The following is a 15,946-nucleotide window of genomic DNA, read 5'->3' as shown; positions in this document are numbered from 1 at the left end:
ACGATGACCTTCTCCCTGACCGTGTCCGACGAGGTGCGTGCCCTCGCACCCGGCTTCACCCACGTCGCCGTCGAGGCATACGGCCTCGTCAACGGGCCCAGCACGGACGGCACTTCGGCCCTGCTGGACGACGCGGCCCGCCGTCTCGCCGTACGACTGGACGGGCGCGCCCCGCACGAGGACCCGCACATGGCGGCCTGGCGCGAGACGTACACGGCGTTCGGCGCCAAGCCCTCCCGCACCCGCAACTCGGCGGAGGCGCTCGCCAAGCGGGCGCTCTCGGAGACCGGGCTGCCCCGGATCAACGTCCTCGTCGACCTCTACAACGCGATCAGCGTCGCCCATCTGATCCCGGCCGGCGGTGAGGACATCGGCCGGATCCAGGGCGGGATGCGCCTCGTGCGGGCCACCGGCGACGAGGACTTCGTGACCGCCGCGGCGGGCGAGGAGGTCGTCGAACACCCCGAGCCCGGCGAGGTCGTATGGCGCGACGAGGTGGGCGTGACCTGCCGCCGCTGGAACTGGCGCCAGGGTCCCCGCACCCGCCTCACCGAGGAATCCACCTCCGCGATCTTCCTCCTGGAGAGCCTGGCGCCCATGCCGGTGGCCGACGTCGAGCGCGCGGGCGCCGAACTCGCCGAACTGGTCGAGAAGTTCAGCCCCGGCGCGCGTATCACCGTGCACGCGCCGTCCGTGTGAAAGGCTCCAGCAGGACGAGTGTCGACAACGGGGGTACGGACGTCGTTCGTCACCGAGCGTCAGGAGTGATGATGATCGGGTGATAGAGTCGGTAGTGCCCAGTCGGCGATAACCTAGCCGTCCGGGTCTACCGCCGGGCTGGCGGGAAGTCAGGTCTGTGGAGCTTGCGTAAGACCATGGGCGGTATACCGTCCCTTGCTGGTAACCCCAGGTGGCTGCGGGCTGTGAAGCAGAAAGCCCGACCCGCGAGGGAAGGAATCCCCTTTGTTCACGAAGGGGAGGAGGCCAACGGTTCCCTGTCCACGTACTGCTGGAATCCGTGATGCCCGCGCCGTGCGGAGGGGCCGCGAAGCCCGCGGCCCCGCAACGGGATCAGCGGGCCTCGGCCTCGCGGACCTGCTCCGGGGTCGGAGCCGTGCCACCGAGGTGGGCCGGCATCCACCAGGTGTCGTCCGGGCCCTTGGGGCGCACGGGGTAGGCGCGCTGCGCGGCCTCCAGCAGCTCCTGGACGCGCTCACGCAGCTGCCGGGTGATCGCGCCGGCGTACTTGTCCTTGGAGGCCTCCAGCGCCTCACCGACCCGGATGGTGATCGGGATGTGGCTGCGCTTGAAGTTGCGCGGGTGGCCCTTGGTCCACAGCCGCTGCGTGCCCCACACGGCCATCGGGATCAGCGGGACGCCCGCCTCCTGGGCCAGGCGGGCCGCACCCGACTTGAAGCTCTTCAGGGTGAACGACTGCGAGATGGTGGCCTCGGGGAAGACACCGATGATCTCACCGGAGCGCAGCGAGTCCAGCGCGTGCGCGTAGGCCGCCTCACCCTGCTTGCGGTCCACCGGGATGTGCCGCATGTTGCGCATCAGCGGGCCGGAGATCTTGTGCCGGAACACCGACTCCTTGGCCATGAAGCGCACCAGACGCTTCTGCGGCAGCGCCGCCAGGCCGTCGAAGATGAAGTCCAGATAGCTGATGTGATTGCTCACCAGGACCGCGCCGCCCGAGCGCGGGATGTTCTCCGAGCCCTTGCAGTCGATCTGCAGGTCCCATGCCTTGAACAGGGTGCGGGCGAGACCGATGGCTGGACGGTAGGCAAGCTCTGCCATGGACGGAGTGGACCCTTCTCTCTGCCTGGGAAGGGGGGCTCCCGGCGGGAAGTTACGCAGCCGTAGGTTTACGGCATCTCGCAGATGGTGCCCCAAGAACGGGCGAGTAGCCAGTCCTGGTACCTGTGAAGGGCGAGATTCTCGTCACGTCGGTCACATGTCCGACCATCTGGCTTCACCTCGCCTTTACTCCGCGCGTACGCTCACCCGCCGGATGAGCAAGTACATCTCGCACCCCAGGCAGTACCCGAACACCGCGTTGAGGAAGGCGGCCGCCAGCGCCGCCCCGGTGGCCGCGAGCCCCTGCCACTCGGGCCCCACTGCGTAGCCGGCCAGCCCCACGACGGCGAAGACCAGGCCCACGGCCTGCGCGAAGCGCGGCGGTTCGGGCGCCTCGAACTTTGTCGGCGGCCCGATCCGCGGCCGTACGGCCTTGCGGAAGACCCAGCCGTACGGCGCACGCGCCACCCCGCCCGCCGCGCCCAGCGCGAACGCGAACGTCTGCCAGGCCAGCAGCCAGGCGCTGCCGGTGATCAGGACGACCGCCAGCACGACGGTCGTCACGGCCGCGCCGAAACGCGGACCTCTCGCATCGATGTCCATGAGGCAAGCATTCCGCAAGCCGATCCCGTTCAGGCGCCGGGAATCTTTGCAGTCGCGTGAACGCTGAAGCACGCTGTGACCGGACTCGTGGTGTGTGTGCTGGTGCTCGCCGCGGCGAGCGTCTACGGAGTGCTGCAGCGGCGGCGGAGCGGGAGAGTCAGAGTGCGCGGGCGGGACGGCGACAAGCGGCTCGGAGTGGCGGAGTTGGGGGAGGGACTCGGCGAACGGGCCACGCTCGTCCAGTTCTCCAGCGCCTTCTGTGCCCCCTGCCGGGCCACCCGCCGGGTGCTCACCGAAGTCGCGGGCATGATCCCCGGCGTCGCCCATGTGGAGATCGACGCCGAAGAGCATCTCGACCTCGTCCGCCGGCTCGACATCCTCAAGACGCCGACCGTGCTCGTCCTCGACGCCGACGGCCGGATCGTGCGGCGCGCGACGGGACAGCCGCGCAAGGCGGATGTCATCGCCGCGCTCGGCGAGGCCGTGTGAGGTTCGAGAGTTCGCCGTGTGAGGTTCGAGCGTTCGAGGAGTGACCTGTGTCGCATCTTCCGGATGACGGAACGTACTTGACTGTACGCATGATCGATCGCCAGCCTGACTTGTATGCCCAGGGAAACAACTCCATGACGGCCACCTCCGGCCTCGGTCTTCCCCGACTCGCCTCCCCCCAGACGGCCTCCCACGATCTCCTGCGCTCGGTCTTCCGCCGGCACGCGGCCGGTGTCGCCGTCATCACCGCACAGGACGGCACCGGGCCCGTCGGCTTCACCGCCACCTCGCTCACCTCGGTCTCCGCCGAGCCCCCGCTGCTCTCGTTCGGCATCGGCTCCGGCGCCTCCAGCTGGCCGGTGATCTCCGAGGCGGAGTACGTGGGCGTGCACATACTCGGCGAGCATCAGCAGGAGCTGGCCGCCACGTTCGCCCGCAGCGGCGCGGACCGGTTCGGGGCGCCCACCGGTTGGCGTAGCGGCCCGGAGGGGGTTCCCGTCCTCGACGACGTACTCGCCTGGCTGGTCTGCCGGGTGGCGGCACGGGTTCCGGCCGGCGACCACCGCATCGTCCTCGCCGAGGTCGTCTTCGGCGACCCGTCGGGCGTGGGGCGACCGCTGCTGTACCACCAGGGGCGGTTCAACGGGCTGAGGGACTGAGCCGCGGAACGAGGCTTCGGGTAGATTCACATCTGGTTACAGAGGGTTGCCTAACTCACAGCCAAAGCGCTTGCTCAGCGGTGGCGGAGTGCGGGAACGTAGGTGTCGTACTGGCGAGTAATATTTCGTTCGGAGCGCGGGTCGCCCCGATCGGGATCGGCCGCTTCAGGCGCCTATGCTGCCTGGATAGAAGGCAGCCCGGAAAAAGACGATGCAGTAGGAGAGCCGGCGTGAGCTTGAGGATCGTTGTCACTGTGAAGTACGTGCCCGACGCCACTGGCGACCGGCACTTCGCCGATGACCTGACCGTCGACCGTGATGACGTGGACGGTCTGCTCTCCGAGCTGGACGAGTACGCGGTCGAGCAGGCGCTGCAGATCGCCGACGAGGCGGACGACGCGGAGATCACCGTGCTGACCGTCGGCCCCGAGGACGCCAAGGACGCGCTGCGCAAGGCGCTGTCGATGGGTGCCGACAAGGCCATCCACGTCGAGGACGACGACCTGCACGGCACCGACGCCATCGGCACCTCGCTGGTGCTGGCCAAGGCGATCGAGAAGGCCGGCTACGACCTGGTGATCTCCGGCATGGCCTCCACCGACGGCACCGGCGGTATCGTCCCGGCGCTGGTCGCCGAGCGTCTGGGCGTTCCGCAGGTCACGCTGCTCTCCGAGGTCTCCGTCGAGGACGGCACGGTCAAGGGCCGCCGGGACGGCGACGCCGCGAGCGAGCAGCTGGAGGCCTCGCTTCCGGCGGTCGTGTCGGTCACTGACCAGTCGGGCGAGGCGCGTTACCCGTCCTTCAAGGGCATCATGGCGGCCAAGAAGAAGCCGGTTCAGTCCTGGGACCTGTCCGACCTCGACATCGAGGCCGAGGAAGTCGGTCTGGAGGGCGCTTACACGGTCGTCGACTCCGCGACCGAGCGCCCGGCGCGCACCGCGGGCACGATCGTCAAGGACGAGGGCGAGGGCGGCAAGCAGCTCGCTGAGTTCCTCGCGGGCCAGAAGTTCATCTAAGGCCCCGCAGTCGCTGACCGCCCCTCAAACTGATCCAAGCAGGAGAGCAATCCCATGGCTGAAGTTCTCGTCTACGTCGACCACGTGGACGGTGCCGTCCGCAAGCCCACCCTGGAGCTGCTGACCCTGGCCCGCCGCATCGGCGAGCCCGTCGCCGTCGCGCTGGGCAACGGCGCCGCCGACACCGCCGCAGCGCTCGCCGAGCACGGCGCGGTCAAGGTCCTCACCCACGACGCCGCCGAGTACGCCGACTACCTCGTCGTCCCCAAGGTCGACGCCCTCCAGGCCGCGTACGACGCCGTCTCCCCGGCCGCCGTGCTCGTCCCCTCCTCCGCCGAGGGCAAGGAGATCGCCGCCCGTCTCGCGGTGCGCATCGGCTCGGGCATCATCACCGACGCCGTCGACCTGGAGGCCGGCGACGAGGGCCCGGTGGCCACCCAGTCGGTGTTCGCCGCCTCCTTCACCACCAAGTCCCGTGTCTCCAAGGGCACCCCGGTCATCACGGTCAAGCCCAACTCCGCCGCCGTGGAGGCCGCCCCGGCCGCCGGCGCGGTCGAGGCGCTGGCCGTGACCTTCTCCGACAAGGCCACCGGTACGAAGGTCACCGGCCGCACCCCGCGTGAGTCGACCGGCCGTCCGGAGCTGACCGAGGCCGCGATCGTGGTCTCGGGCGGCCGTGGTGTCAACGGCGCGGAGAACTTCGCGATCATCGAGGCCCTCGCCGACTCCCTCGGCGCGGCCGTCGGCGCCTCGCGTGCCGCGGTGGACGCGGGCTGGTACCCGCACACCAACCAGGTCGGCCAGACCGGCAAGTCCGTCTCGCCGCAGCTGTACATCGCCTCCGGTATCTCCGGCGCGATCCAGCACCGGGCCGGTATGCAGACCTCGAAGACCATCGTGGCCGTCAACAAGGACGCCGAGGCCCCGATCTTCGACCTGGTCGACTACGGCGTGGTCGGCGACCTCTTCGACGTCGTCCCGCAGCTCACCGAGGAGATCAAGGCCCGCAAGGGCTGATCGACTCCGGGCGTACGAGGCCCCCGTGACCGCACCTACGGTCACGGGGGCCTCGGCTCATCCCAGGGTCAGCGAGGCCTGCACCGGCAGATGGTCGCTGGGGTACATCCCGTCCATGGAGAAGGTGTTCATCGCGGCCCAGTGCGTGGTCACCCCGGGCGTGGTGAGGATCCAGTCGATGCGCCGCCCGCCGGGCCTGAGCCCCCGGTAGCCGTGGTACGTCCCGTACGCCGGACTCCGCGAGGCCGCCGCGTCCCAGGCGTCCACCAGTCCGATGTCCAGCATGAGGCCGTACACCTTGTTGTCGTGGGCTTCGGCGTTGAAGTCGCCGGTGACGATGACCGGCAACGACCGGTCCCACCCGGCGAGGGTCTCGCCGATGAGTCCCGCGGAGCGCTCGCGGGCGTACTGGCTGACGCTGTCCAGATGGGTGTTGAGGACGTAGAACTCCTGGCCCCCGTCGGCGAGATCGGCGAAGCGGACCCAGGTCACCATGCGCAGCCAGTCCGCGTCCCAGGTGTTCGAGGCGATCGTGTACGGGGTGTCGGACAGCCAGAAGTGATCGAACTCGATCGGGTCGAGTCTGCGGGTGTCGTAGAAGATCGCCATGAACTCGTCCTTGCTGCCGCCCCCGCGTCCGGTGCCGATCCAGTCGTAGTGCCCGCCGAGATCCTTCTCGATCATGCGCAGTTGCTGGTAGAGCCCTTCCTGGGTGCCGATGACATGCGGTCGCTCGCGGCGCAGCAGCTCGCGCATCACCGGTCGGCGCACGGCCCAGCGCGGTGTCTTGTCGACGACGGTCGAGAAGCGCACGTTGAACGTCATGACGTTCAGGGCGCCCTCGTACTCGCCGGCGGAAGCGGGCTGTGTGGAGCCTGCGGTGGTGAGCAGCGGTCCTGCGATGGCGGCGGCCGCCGCGGCCTTGAGCCCCCGGCGGCGCGTCACTCCGACCTCGTTCGGCACGTGATCTCCCTCCCCTTGCAAGTCACGATGAAGCTTGCCCAATGAGTACGGAAGAAGAGGGCGGGTCGGCAGTGACCAGGGGGAAAGGATGGGGAATCCCACTTCGAGACGGTGTTGACCGTGGTGAAGATCGACAGTTAGCTTCGTTTTGCGGACTGTCTATTCCGGTCTGCGGAAAATGGAGGGTGTGGAATGGGGCAGGACCGGCAGGAGAACGTGGCGACGAGTCTCGCGGGCGCCGTCAGCGAGGAGATCAGCGCCTCCCTCGCCCCGGTCGACGCGGAGCTGGAGCGCCGCTACCCGGGAGACCCCGGCACCCGTCAGCCCGTGCACACCGTCTACGTCCCCGGTGACGTCTTCGCCGCCGACACCCTCCGCACCTGGGGCGACCGAGCCCTCGCCGCTCTCGACGAGCACGCTCCCGACGCCGCGTCCTTCGCCGCCGTCCTCGGCCTGAGCGACGACCTCGCCGGACCCGTGTACGACCGCGTCCGCGCCAAGCTGGAGCGCGAGCCGATCGAAGACCTGCGCGTCGACTTCGAGGACGGCTACGGGCCTCGCCCCGACGCCGAGGAGGACGAGACGGCCGCCCGCGCCGCCCGGCTGATCGCCGAGGCGTACGCCAAGGGCACGGCCGCCCCGTACATGGGCATCCGCATGAAGTGCATGGAGGCGCCGGTACGCGACCGAGGCATCCGCACGCTCGACATCTTCCTCACCGGCCTGCTGGAGGCCGGCGGCCTGCCCGACGGGTTGGTGCTGACCCTGCCCAAGGTCACGTACGCCGAGCAGGTCTCGGCCATGGTCCGGCTCGTGGAGGCCTTCGAGAAGGCGCGGGGGCTCACGCCCGGCCGGATCGGCTTCGAGATCCAGATCGAGACCAGCCAGGCCATTCTCGCCGCCGACGGCACCGCCACCGTCGCCCGCATGATCGACGCCGCCGAGGGCCGCGCCACCGGGCTCCACTACGGCACCTTCGACTACAGCGCCTGCCTCGGCGTCTCCGCCGCCCACCAGGCCAGCGACCACCCCGCCGCCGACCACGCCAAGGCGATCATGCAGGTCGCGGCGGCGGGCACCGGCGTACGGGTCTCGGACGGCTCCACCAACGTCCTGCCGGTCGGCCCGACGGAGAAGGTCCACGACGCCTGGCGCCTGCACTACGGCCTCACCCGCCGCGCCCTGGCCCGCGCCTACTACCAGGGCTGGGACATGCACCCCGGACACATCCCCACCCGCTACGCCGCCGTCTTCGCCTTCTACCGCGAGGGCTATGAACAGGCCGCCGCCCGCCTGTCCCGGTATGCGGGCCGCGTCGGCGGCGATGTCATGGACGAGCCCGCCACGGCCAAGGCGCTCAGCGGCTACCTCCTGCGCGGCCTCGACTGCGGCGCCCTCGACATCGACGAGGTCTCCAAGGCAACCGGCCTGACCCGCCCCGACCTGGAGGCCTTCGCGACCCCCCGACGGGCGAACCTGACGATTTCCGGCCGGTAAGCGAGCGGGGCCGAGGACCGGCTTACGACTGCGGATGCGGCCGTACGTACTGCTCCAGGCCCGACACCGTCGTCCAGTTCAGCTCGGCGAACAGCTGTCGGCCCCGGACGCACAGCGCCCGGTTGCCGCGTGCTCGGGCGCTGAACTCGTCGGGCGTGGTGCCGAACAGGTCGCGTAACTCCGGTGACGCGGCGAGCAGTTCGGTGATCAGCGGACGCTGGCGGCCGGGGTGGGAGCGCGGGCCAGGGCCGCCGTTGTGCAGGACGCCCCACCGGTTGACGTAGATCCAGGCGTGGTCCAGGACTTCGCCCGACTCCAGCTCGACTCGGAAGTCGGTGGCGGGGAGGGTGGCGCGGTGGAAGTTCCCCGTAGGGGAGTCGACGCCCTCGCTCCTGTCGACGACGGCGAGTTGTCGCTCGTCGAGCCAAGTGATGAAGAGTTCGCTGGTGGAGTCGGGGGAGTGGAAGGGGGACGCGGACATGTAGCCCAGCAGGCTCACATGGGCGGAGACACCGACGCCGACGCCGGTGACCCTCGCCTTGACCATGGGGATCCGGCACTCCACGCCGTGCTCCGCCATCTTGTGCATGAGCTGGGCGGGGCAGGCGTTGGAGCCCACCGAGAGGACGGGGACGCGGTCCTCGTGGACGAGTGTGTCCAGGGGCAGCATCCGGTTGCCGTCCAGGAGCGCGGAGCGCGGGGGCCGGGCGCCCGGATAGCTCAGCGGATCCTCACGCGGCGCCACGGCGAGACCGAGCGCTTCGAGCGCACGAGGGTCGGGGGCGCCCAACGGTCAGTCCGCGGGCGGGAGCTCGCCGGAACCGCGGGCGATCAGCCGGGTCGGTAGTTCGATGCGCTCAGGGGTGAGGAGGGAGCCGTCCAGCTGCTGGAAGAGGCGCTCGGCGGCGGTACGGCCCAGCCGGGCGGGATCCTGGGCGACCACCGTGATGCCCGGCCGGAGCAGATCGGCCAGCTCGAAGTCGTCGAAGCCGACCAGGGCGACCCGGCGGGCGTGCTCGGCGAGAACCCGTACGACCGTGACCGTCACCCGGTTGTTGCCCGCGAAGACCGCGGTGACGGGCGCCGGGCCGGACAGCATCTCCTCGGCCGCCCTGCGGACGCGCTCCGGGTCGGTGACACCCAGCGACATCCACCCTTCCTCGACCGGTATGCCCGCGTCCTCCATGGCCGCCCGGTAGCCCCGCAGCCGCTCGGCGGCGGTGTGGATGCGGGGCATGTCGCCGATGAAGCCGATGCGACGGTGGCCGTGGGCGATGAGGTGGGCGACGCCGTCGCGGGCCCCGCCGAAGCTGTCCGACAGCACGACGTCGGCGTCGATCCGCCCCGCCGGGCGGTCCACGAACACCGTGGCGACACCCGCCCTGATCTCGGGCTCCAGATACCGGTGGTCGTCACCGGCCGGAATGATCACGAGCCCGTCGACGCGGCGCGCGCACAGCGCCAGAGCCAACTCCTGCTCGCGGTCCGGGTCCTCGGCGCTGGACCCGTTGATCAGCAGCGATCCATGCGCGCGGGACACCTCCTCCACCGCCCGGCTGAGGGGGCCGTAGAACGGGTCGGCGAGGTCTTCGAGGACCAGGCCGATGCTGGCCGTACGGCCCTTGCGCAGCACCCGCGCGCTGTCGTTGCGCCGGAACCCGAGCGCCTCGATCGCCTCCTGGACCCGGCGCTCGGTGTCCGGGGTGACCCCCGGCTCGCCGTTCACCACCCGGGAGACCGTCTTCAGTCCTACGCCCGCCCGGGCCGCGACGTCCTTCATCGTGGGACGGTTGCCATAGCGGTTCTCGGGTCGGCGGGCGATGCTGTGGGCCGTCTCGGGCACGATGCGCTGTCCTGTCCTGTCGTCCACGGGCGTTGTCGGTGAGGCCGTGTCGTTCACGGCCTTGTCGGTGGTGTCGTGTTGTCCACCGGTGTTGTCGGTGGCGCCGTGTCGGATTTGTGTCGCTGTTGAGGATGTGGCGTCGAGCATAGAGCCTGGACAACGTTGTCACAGCCGGGAGAGACTGTCTATCGCATTCTCTGGCCGGCGCCCCCCACCAGGCGAGCGTCGTGCTGCCAGTTTTTCCGGCCGGAGATCCGGGTGTCGCTGGATTCGGGTACCCGGTAGGAGACTCGCAGCGGGAGAACTGACACTGATGCAGACCGACCTCGTGGCCGCGCTCGACATCGGCGGCACCAAGATCGCCGGGGCGCTGGTGGACGGCCACGGCCGGATCCTGGTGCGCGCGCAACGCCCGACGCCCGCGCAGGAGGACGGCGCCACCGTGATGCGGGCTGTCGAGGAGGTGCTCGGCGAACTGACCGCCACCCCGCTGTGGAGCCGCGCCACGGCCGTCGGCATCGGCAGCGCCGGCCCCGTGGACGCCTCCGCCGGCACGGTCAGCCCGGTGAATGTCCCCGGCTGGCGCGGCTTCCCCCTCGTCGAACGGGTCCGGGCGGTGACCGGCGGGCTGCCCGTCGAGCTGATCGGCGACGGTGTGGCCATCACCGCCGCCGAGCACTGGCAGGGCGCCGCCCGCGGCCGCGACAACGCGCTGTGCATGGTCGTCTCGACGGGCGTCGGCGGCGGACTCGTCCTCGGCGGCAAACTGCATCCGGGCCCCACCGGCAACGCGGGCCACATCGGGCACATCAGCGTCGAACTCGACGGCGACCCCTGCCCCTGCGGTGCCCGCGGCTGCGTGGAGCGCATCGCGAGCGGCCCCAACATCGCCCGCCGCGCCCTGGAGAACGGCTGGCGGCCCGGCCCCGACGGCGACACCTCGGCCGCGGCGGTCGCCGCCGCCGCCCGGGCCGGCGACCCCATAGCCAGGGCCTCCTTCGAACGCGCCGCCCAGGCCCTCGCCGCCGGCATCGCGGCCACCGCGGTCCTCGTCGAGATCGACATCGCCGTCATCGGCGGGGGAGTCGCGGGCGCGGGCGACGTCCTCTTCGCCCCGCTGCGTACCGCGCTGAAGAACTACGCCACGCTGTCGTTCGTCCAGCATCTGACGGTCGCGCCCGCCGTGATGGGCGCGGACGCGGGACTCGTGGGCGCGGCCGCGGCGGCGCTGGCGGGGCGTCGAGAACCGGCCGTGACCCAGCCGTGACCTCTCGCCCCGTTCCGCCGTTGTGCGGGGCATGAAGAAGCGCAGCATGCTCGCCATCGCCTCCCTCGCCACCGGCTTCGTCGTCGCGGCCATCACGCCGTCGCACGGTCACGAGCCCGCGGACACACTCGGAAAGACCGACGGGCTCAGCAAACTGGACGTCGAGGGCACCCTCGGCAAGGTCGGTAAGACGGTCGCCGGCGACCCCCTGGCCCTCGCCGACGACGCTCTGGGCGGCAAGACCGGCCAGAAGCAGCAGGGCCAGCAGGACCAGCGGGGTCAGTTGGGCCACGGCGGCAAGGCGGGCTGACAGCCTTGTAGGAGACGGCCGATTTCCCGTCCGTCTCGCCCGGCACAGCGGCGGGTTCTCCACTCGGTGGGGGACCCGCCACCGTGTTTTCGGCTCTTCATCAGCGGCTGGTTTCCGTGGCGGAGTGGAGGGCAAGCCTCAGGGGGTCAACAGAAGAGGGGGAACCGTGACCGTCGTTTGGATCAACGGCGCGTTCGGTGCGGGGAAGACCACCACCGCACGGGAACTGATCGACCTGATCCCGAACAGCACACTCTTCGACCCCGAGGTCATCGGCGGCGCACTGACACACATGCTGCCGGCCAAACGCCTCGCCGAGGTCGGCGACTTCCAGGACCTGCCGAGCTGGCGACGGCTCGTGGTCGACACCGCCGCCGCCCTGCTCGCCGAGCTGGGCGGCATCCTCGTGGTCCCCATGACCCTGCTCCGGCAGGAGTACCGCGACGAGATCTTCGGCGGCCTCGCCTCCCGCCGCATACCCGTACGGCATCTGCTTCTGGCCCCGGCCGAAACGATACTGCGAGAGCGAATAGCCGGGCGGGACATACCACCCGACCTCCCCGACGGCGAGATGCGGATGCGTCAATGGGCGTACGACCACATCGCGCCCTACCGCGCCGCCCTGGGCGGTTGGCTCACCGCCGACGCCCACCTCGTCGACACCAGCGCCCTCACCCCGTACGAGACCGCACGGCGCATCGCCGACGCCGTGGCCACGGGGGACGCACCCCCGTGCGACATCGTGCAGACTCCTGAGCCGACCGCCGAGACCGTCGCCGCGGGGGTGCTGCTGTTCGACGACGACGACCGGGTCCTGCTGGTCGATCCGACGTACAAGGCCGGCTGGGAGTTCCCCGGCGGGGTCGTGGAGTCCGGCGAGGCGCCGGCCCGGGCGGGCATGCGGGAGGTCGTCGAGGAGACCGGGATACGGCTCGACGACGTACCCCGGCTGCTGGTCGTGGACTGGGAGTCGCCCACGCCCCCCGGATACGGCGGACTGCGCCTCCTCTTCGACGGCGGGCGCCTCGACATGACCGGATCCCAACGGCCCGTCCTGCCCGGCCCCGAACTGCGCGACTGGCGCTTCGTGACCGAGGAGGAGGCCGCCGACCTGCTGCCGCCCGTACGGTACGAGCGGCTGCGCTGGGCGTTGCGGGCGCGCGAGCGGGGCGCCGCGCTGTATCTGGAGGCGGGCGTACCGGTGTGACTGGTCCGGCCCGGGTACGCCCGCCGTGAACTGGGTCAGCTCGCCGCGTAGTTGCGCAGGAACAGCGCCTCCGTCACCGCCATGCGCTCCAACTCCTCCGGAGACACGCTCTCGTTGACCGCGTGGATCTGGGCCTCCGGTTCACTGAGACCGATGAGGAGGATCTCGGCGGTCGGGTAGAGGGCGGCGAGGGCGTTGCAGAGCGGGATGGAGCCGCCGTGGCCCGCGTACTGCATCTCCTGGCCCGGGTAGGCGACGGCCATGGCGGCGGCCATCGCCTCGTACGCCGGGCTGGAGGTGTCGGCGCGGAAGGCCTGGCCGTGGCCGATCGGCTCGCAGCTCACCCGGGCACCCCACGGGGTGTGCGCCGTCAGGTGGGCTTCGAGCAGCTTCATCGCGTGCTGCACGTCCACGCCCGGCGGCACGCGCAGGCCGATCAGGGCGCGGGCGCTCGCCTGGATCGACGGGGTGGCGCCGACCACCGGCGGGGCGTCGATGCCGAGCACGGTGGCGGCAGGGCGCGCCCAGACGCGGTCCGCGACCGTGTCGGCCCCGACCAGCTCCACCCCGTCGAGCACCCTGGCGTCCTTGCGGAACTGCTCGTCGTCGTACGCCAGTCCGTCCCACGTTCCGTCGCTCGCGAGCCCGTCGACGGTCGTCGTACCGTCCTCGGCGCGCAGCGAGTCCAGTACGCGGATCAGCGCGGCCAGCGCGTCGGGGGCGGCGCCGCCGAACTGCCCCGAGTGCAGGTTCCCTTCGAGGGCGTCGATCATCACTCGCATGAGGATCATGCCGCGCAGGGACGAGGTGACCGTCGGCAGTCCGGCGCGGAAGTTGCCCGCGTCGCCGATGACGATCGTGTCGGCGGCGAGCAGCTCCGGATGCCGCTCGGCGTACTGCTGGAGGCCGCCGGTGCCCATCTCCTCGGAGCCCTCGGCGATCACCTTGATGTGGACCGGGACGCCGCCGTCGGCCTTGAGCGCGCGCAGGGCGAGCAGGTGCATGATCACGCCGCCCTTGCAGTCGGCCGCGCCGCGCCCGTACCAGCGGCCGTCGCGCTCGGTCAGCTCGAACGGCGGCGAGAGCCAGGTGGCCTCGTCCAGCGGCGGCTGGACGTCGTAGTGCGCGTAGAGGAGCACCGTCTTCGCGCCCTCGGGGCCCGGCAGGTAGCCGTACACGGACCGGGTGCCGTCGGGGGTGTCGAGCAGGGCCACGTCCTGGAAGCCCTCGGCGCGCAGCGCGTCGGCGACCCAGTTCGCGGCGCCCTCGCTCTCGCTCCTCGGGAACTGGTCGAAGTCCGCCACCGACTTGAAGGCGACCAGTTCGGCCAGCTCCTCCTTCGCCCTCGGTATCAGTGAGGCGACGGTCTCGGCGACCGGATTCGACGACATGGGCACGCTCCTCGTGGGTGCGACGTTGTCCGCTTGGGTAGGTGGGTGCGTACGCGCGTACCCGGTGTATCGGTGCAGGGCGCACGCGCTGCCGATCCTCCCACAGCGGACCTCGGCGACACCCGCCGTAGGATGCGTGGGACAGGTGCGGCAGGCGGCTGGATCGGGAGCAGCAGACCATCGTGAGCAGCGAGAACTCTTCGGCGGACGACGTGCAGCGGGTGTGGGACGTCGTCGTGGTGGGCGCGGGGCCCGCGGGGGCTTCGGCCGCCTACGCGGCGGCGGTCGCGGGACGCAGCGTCCTGTTGCTGGAGAAGGCGGAGCTGCCCCGGTACAAGACATGCGGCGGCGGCATCATCGGCCCCTCGCGCGACGCCCTGCCCCCCGGCTTCGAACTGCCCTTCAAGGACCGGGTCCACGCGGTCACCTTCTCCCTCGACGGCCGCTACGCCCGTACGCGCAAGTCCAAGCAGATGCTGTTCGGGCTGATCAGCCGGCCCGAGTTCGACCAGCAGCTCGTCGAGCACGCGCAGAAGGCGGGCGCCGAGCTGCGTACGGGTGCCACGGTCACCCGGGTCGAGCAGCACGGCTCGGCCGTACCGGACCGGCGCACGGTCGCCCTCGTCCTGCAGAGCGGTGAGACGCTGCTCGCGCGGGCCGTCGTCGGCGCAGACGGCAGCGCCAGCCGCATAGGAGCGCATGTCGGGGTGAAGCTGGAGCAGGTCGACCTCGGCCTGGAGGCGGAGATCCCAGTGCCGGAGACCGTCGCCGAGGACTGGAAGGGGCGCGTGCTCATCGACTGGGGCCCCATGCCCGGCAGTTACGGGTGGGTGTTCCCCAAGGGCGACACGTTGACGGTCGGAGTGATCTCCGCGCGTGGTGAAGGTGCCGCCACCAAGCGGTACTTGGAGGACTTCATCGGGCGGCTCGGCCTGGCCGGCTTCGAACCGAGCGTCTCCACCGGGCACTTGACGCGCTGTCGGGCCGACGACTCGCCGCTGTCGCGGGGGCGGGTGCTGGTGTGCGGGGACGCGGCCGGGCTGCTGGAGCCGTGGACGCGGGAGGGGATCTCCTTCGCGTTGCGTTCGGGACGGCTCGCCGGGGAGTGGGCGGTGCGGATCGCCGAGGCGCACGACGCGGTGGACACGCGCCGACAGGCGCTGAACTACGCGTTCGCCGTCAAGGCGGGGCTCGGCGTCGAGATGAGCGTCGGCAAACGGCTGCTGGTCGCGTTCGAGCGCCGCCCCGGCCTCTTCCACGCGGCGCTCACCGGCTTCCGGCCCGCCTGGCGGGCCTTCGTGGACATCGTGCGCGGTTCGACGTCTCTGGGGGAGATCGTCCGGAGCCACCCGATCGCGCAGCGCGCCCTTACCGCGTTCGACAAGTAGGCACGGGCACTCGGGCCGCTGGTCACTGTCGGGGCCTACTTGACGGTGATCCGGAAGACGGGGTGCCTGGGGGCGGCGGCGAGCAGTTCCTCTTCGGTCGAGTCGGCGTTGACGTCACCGAAGAAGCGGCCCAGCTCCCAGCCCCACTTCTTGAGGTAGGTCCGCAGCACGACGGGCTTCTCCTCGTCGGTCAGCTCGACCGCGGTGAACTCCTGCACCCGGCGGCCGACTTGGAGTCGCCCGCCGCCCGCGGCCCGCATGTTCCGGACCCACTCGGAATGGCCGCGCGCGGAGACGAGGTAGGGGCTGCCCTCGTACGGCAGGGGGTTGACGGGCAGACGGCGCCACTCGCCGCTCTTGCGGCCACGCACTGAGAGTTCGGCCGTGCCGGCGAGGCTGACGCCACGGCGGGCGAGCCAGCCGACGAGGTTGTTGAGCGCCCTGTCGAAGGGGTGGTGAGCAGGTGGCAATCAAGGACACGCGAGCGTGTTCTGGT

At 70.8% G+C, this 15,946-nt stretch carries 17 protein-coding genes; 10 read left to right on the top strand and 7 right to left on the bottom strand.

The window, feature by feature from the left end; translation table 11 throughout:
- The first annotated feature begins 3 nt into the window (after positions 1-3).
- A complete protein-coding gene (locus tag F3T56_RS02195) occupies positions 4-699 on the top strand; it encodes a B3/B4 domain-containing protein (protein WP_149822940.1) in 696 nt (231 codons plus the stop codon).
- Positions 700-1,071: 372 nt separating this feature from the next.
- Here F3T56_RS02195 and F3T56_RS02190 read toward each other — a convergent pair whose 3' ends face one another.
- Together F3T56_RS02190 and F3T56_RS02185 are read right to left on the bottom strand one after the other, a co-directional pair.
- The gene (locus F3T56_RS02190; protein WP_149822939.1) at positions 1,072-1,800 is read right to left on the bottom strand and encodes a lysophospholipid acyltransferase family protein; all 729 of its coding nucleotides are present in this window, start codon (positions 1,798-1,800) and stop codon (positions 1,072-1,074) included.
- Positions 1,801-1,986: 186 nt separating this feature from the next.
- Positions 1,987-2,403, bottom strand: a complete 417-nt coding sequence (locus tag F3T56_RS02185) for a DUF4395 domain-containing protein (protein WP_149822938.1) — start codon at positions 2,401-2,403, stop codon at positions 1,987-1,989.
- A gap of 75 nt (positions 2,404-2,478) precedes the next feature.
- Here F3T56_RS02185 and F3T56_RS02180 point away from each other — a divergent pair, with 75 nt between their 5' ends.
- The 4 genes from F3T56_RS02180 (at position 2,479) to F3T56_RS02165 (ending at position 5,584) form a co-directional block, all read left to right on the top strand.
- Entirely contained in the window at positions 2,479-2,892 is a 414-nt protein-coding gene (locus F3T56_RS02180) for a thioredoxin family protein (RefSeq protein WP_149822937.1), read from the top strand.
- A 134-nt stretch (positions 2,893-3,026) separates the two neighbouring features.
- A complete protein-coding gene (locus tag F3T56_RS02175; RefSeq protein ID WP_149822936.1) occupies positions 3,027-3,551 on the top strand; it encodes a flavin reductase family protein in 525 nt (174 codons plus the stop codon).
- A gap of 230 nt (positions 3,552-3,781) precedes the next feature.
- A complete protein-coding gene (locus F3T56_RS02170) occupies positions 3,782-4,567 on the top strand; it encodes an electron transfer flavoprotein subunit beta/FixA family protein (RefSeq protein WP_149822935.1) in 786 nt (261 codons plus the stop codon).
- 54 nt (positions 4,568-4,621) lie between these two features.
- A complete protein-coding gene (locus F3T56_RS02165) occupies positions 4,622-5,584 on the top strand; it encodes an electron transfer flavoprotein subunit alpha/FixB family protein (RefSeq protein WP_149822934.1) in 963 nt (320 codons plus the stop codon).
- Between the two features lie 57 nt (positions 5,585-5,641).
- Here the strand turns inward: F3T56_RS02165 and F3T56_RS02160 are convergent, their stop codons facing one another.
- On the bottom strand, positions 5,642-6,547 hold the full coding sequence (locus tag F3T56_RS02160) for an endonuclease/exonuclease/phosphatase family protein (protein WP_149822933.1): 906 nt from the start codon (positions 6,545-6,547) through the stop codon (positions 5,642-5,644).
- Positions 6,548-6,739: 192 nt separating this feature from the next.
- Between F3T56_RS02160 and F3T56_RS02155 the strand changes: the two genes are divergently transcribed.
- Complete coding sequence (locus tag F3T56_RS02155; RefSeq protein ID WP_149822932.1) at positions 6,740-8,044, top strand: DUF6986 family protein; 1,305 nt, start codon at positions 6,740-6,742, stop codon at positions 8,042-8,044.
- 22 nt (positions 8,045-8,066) lie between these two features.
- Here F3T56_RS02155 and F3T56_RS02150 read toward each other — a convergent pair whose 3' ends face one another.
- The gene (locus F3T56_RS02150; protein WP_149822931.1) at positions 8,067-8,834 is read right to left on the bottom strand and encodes a hypothetical protein; all 768 of its coding nucleotides are present in this window, start codon (positions 8,832-8,834) and stop codon (positions 8,067-8,069) included.
- A gap of 3 nt (positions 8,835-8,837) precedes the next feature.
- Positions 8,838-9,914, bottom strand: a complete 1,077-nt coding sequence (locus F3T56_RS02145) for a LacI family DNA-binding transcriptional regulator (RefSeq protein WP_172638790.1) — start codon at positions 9,912-9,914, stop codon at positions 8,838-8,840.
- 286 nt (positions 9,915-10,200) lie between these two features.
- Between F3T56_RS02145 and F3T56_RS02140 the strand changes: the two genes are divergently transcribed.
- The 3 genes from F3T56_RS02140 (at position 10,201) to F3T56_RS02130 (ending at position 12,671) form a co-directional block, all read left to right on the top strand.
- Positions 10,201-11,154 carry an ROK family protein gene (locus tag F3T56_RS02140; protein WP_149822930.1) on the top strand — a complete coding sequence of 318 codons (954 nt, stop codon included), beginning with the start codon at positions 10,201-10,203 and terminating at the stop codon, positions 11,152-11,154.
- Positions 11,155-11,185: 31 nt separating this feature from the next.
- Positions 11,186-11,464 (top strand): hypothetical protein, encoded by a 279-nt coding sequence (locus F3T56_RS02135; RefSeq protein WP_149822929.1) that lies wholly within the window; start codon positions 11,186-11,188, stop codon positions 11,462-11,464.
- 166 nt (positions 11,465-11,630) lie between these two features.
- The gene (locus F3T56_RS02130) at positions 11,631-12,671 is read left to right on the top strand and encodes an NUDIX hydrolase (protein ID WP_149822928.1); all 1,041 of its coding nucleotides are present in this window, start codon (positions 11,631-11,633) and stop codon (positions 12,669-12,671) included.
- 35 nt (positions 12,672-12,706) lie between these two features.
- Here the strand turns inward: F3T56_RS02130 and F3T56_RS02125 are convergent, their stop codons facing one another.
- Positions 12,707-14,062 (bottom strand): dipeptidase, encoded by a 1,356-nt coding sequence (locus F3T56_RS02125; protein ID WP_149822927.1) that lies wholly within the window; start codon positions 14,060-14,062, stop codon positions 12,707-12,709.
- 182 nt (positions 14,063-14,244) lie between these two features.
- Between F3T56_RS02125 and F3T56_RS02120 the strand changes: the two genes are divergently transcribed.
- The gene (locus F3T56_RS02120; RefSeq protein WP_149822926.1) at positions 14,245-15,450 is read left to right on the top strand and encodes a geranylgeranyl reductase family protein; all 1,206 of its coding nucleotides are present in this window, start codon (positions 14,245-14,247) and stop codon (positions 15,448-15,450) included.
- Between the two features lie 35 nt (positions 15,451-15,485).
- Here F3T56_RS02120 and F3T56_RS02115 read toward each other — a convergent pair whose 3' ends face one another.
- Entirely contained in the window at positions 15,486-15,920 is a 435-nt protein-coding gene (locus F3T56_RS02115; protein ID WP_149822925.1) for a nitroreductase family deazaflavin-dependent oxidoreductase, read from the bottom strand.
- Positions 15,921-15,946 lie beyond the last annotated feature (26 nt).

The organism is Streptomyces tailanensis (assembly GCF_008386495.1).
In the GTDB taxonomy this organism is placed as follows: domain Bacteria; phylum Actinomycetota; class Actinomycetes; order Streptomycetales; family Streptomycetaceae; genus Streptomyces; species Streptomyces tailanensis.
The sequence above is the reverse complement of the archived record's forward strand: the minus strand, read 5'-3'. Positions and strand labels throughout refer to the sequence as shown.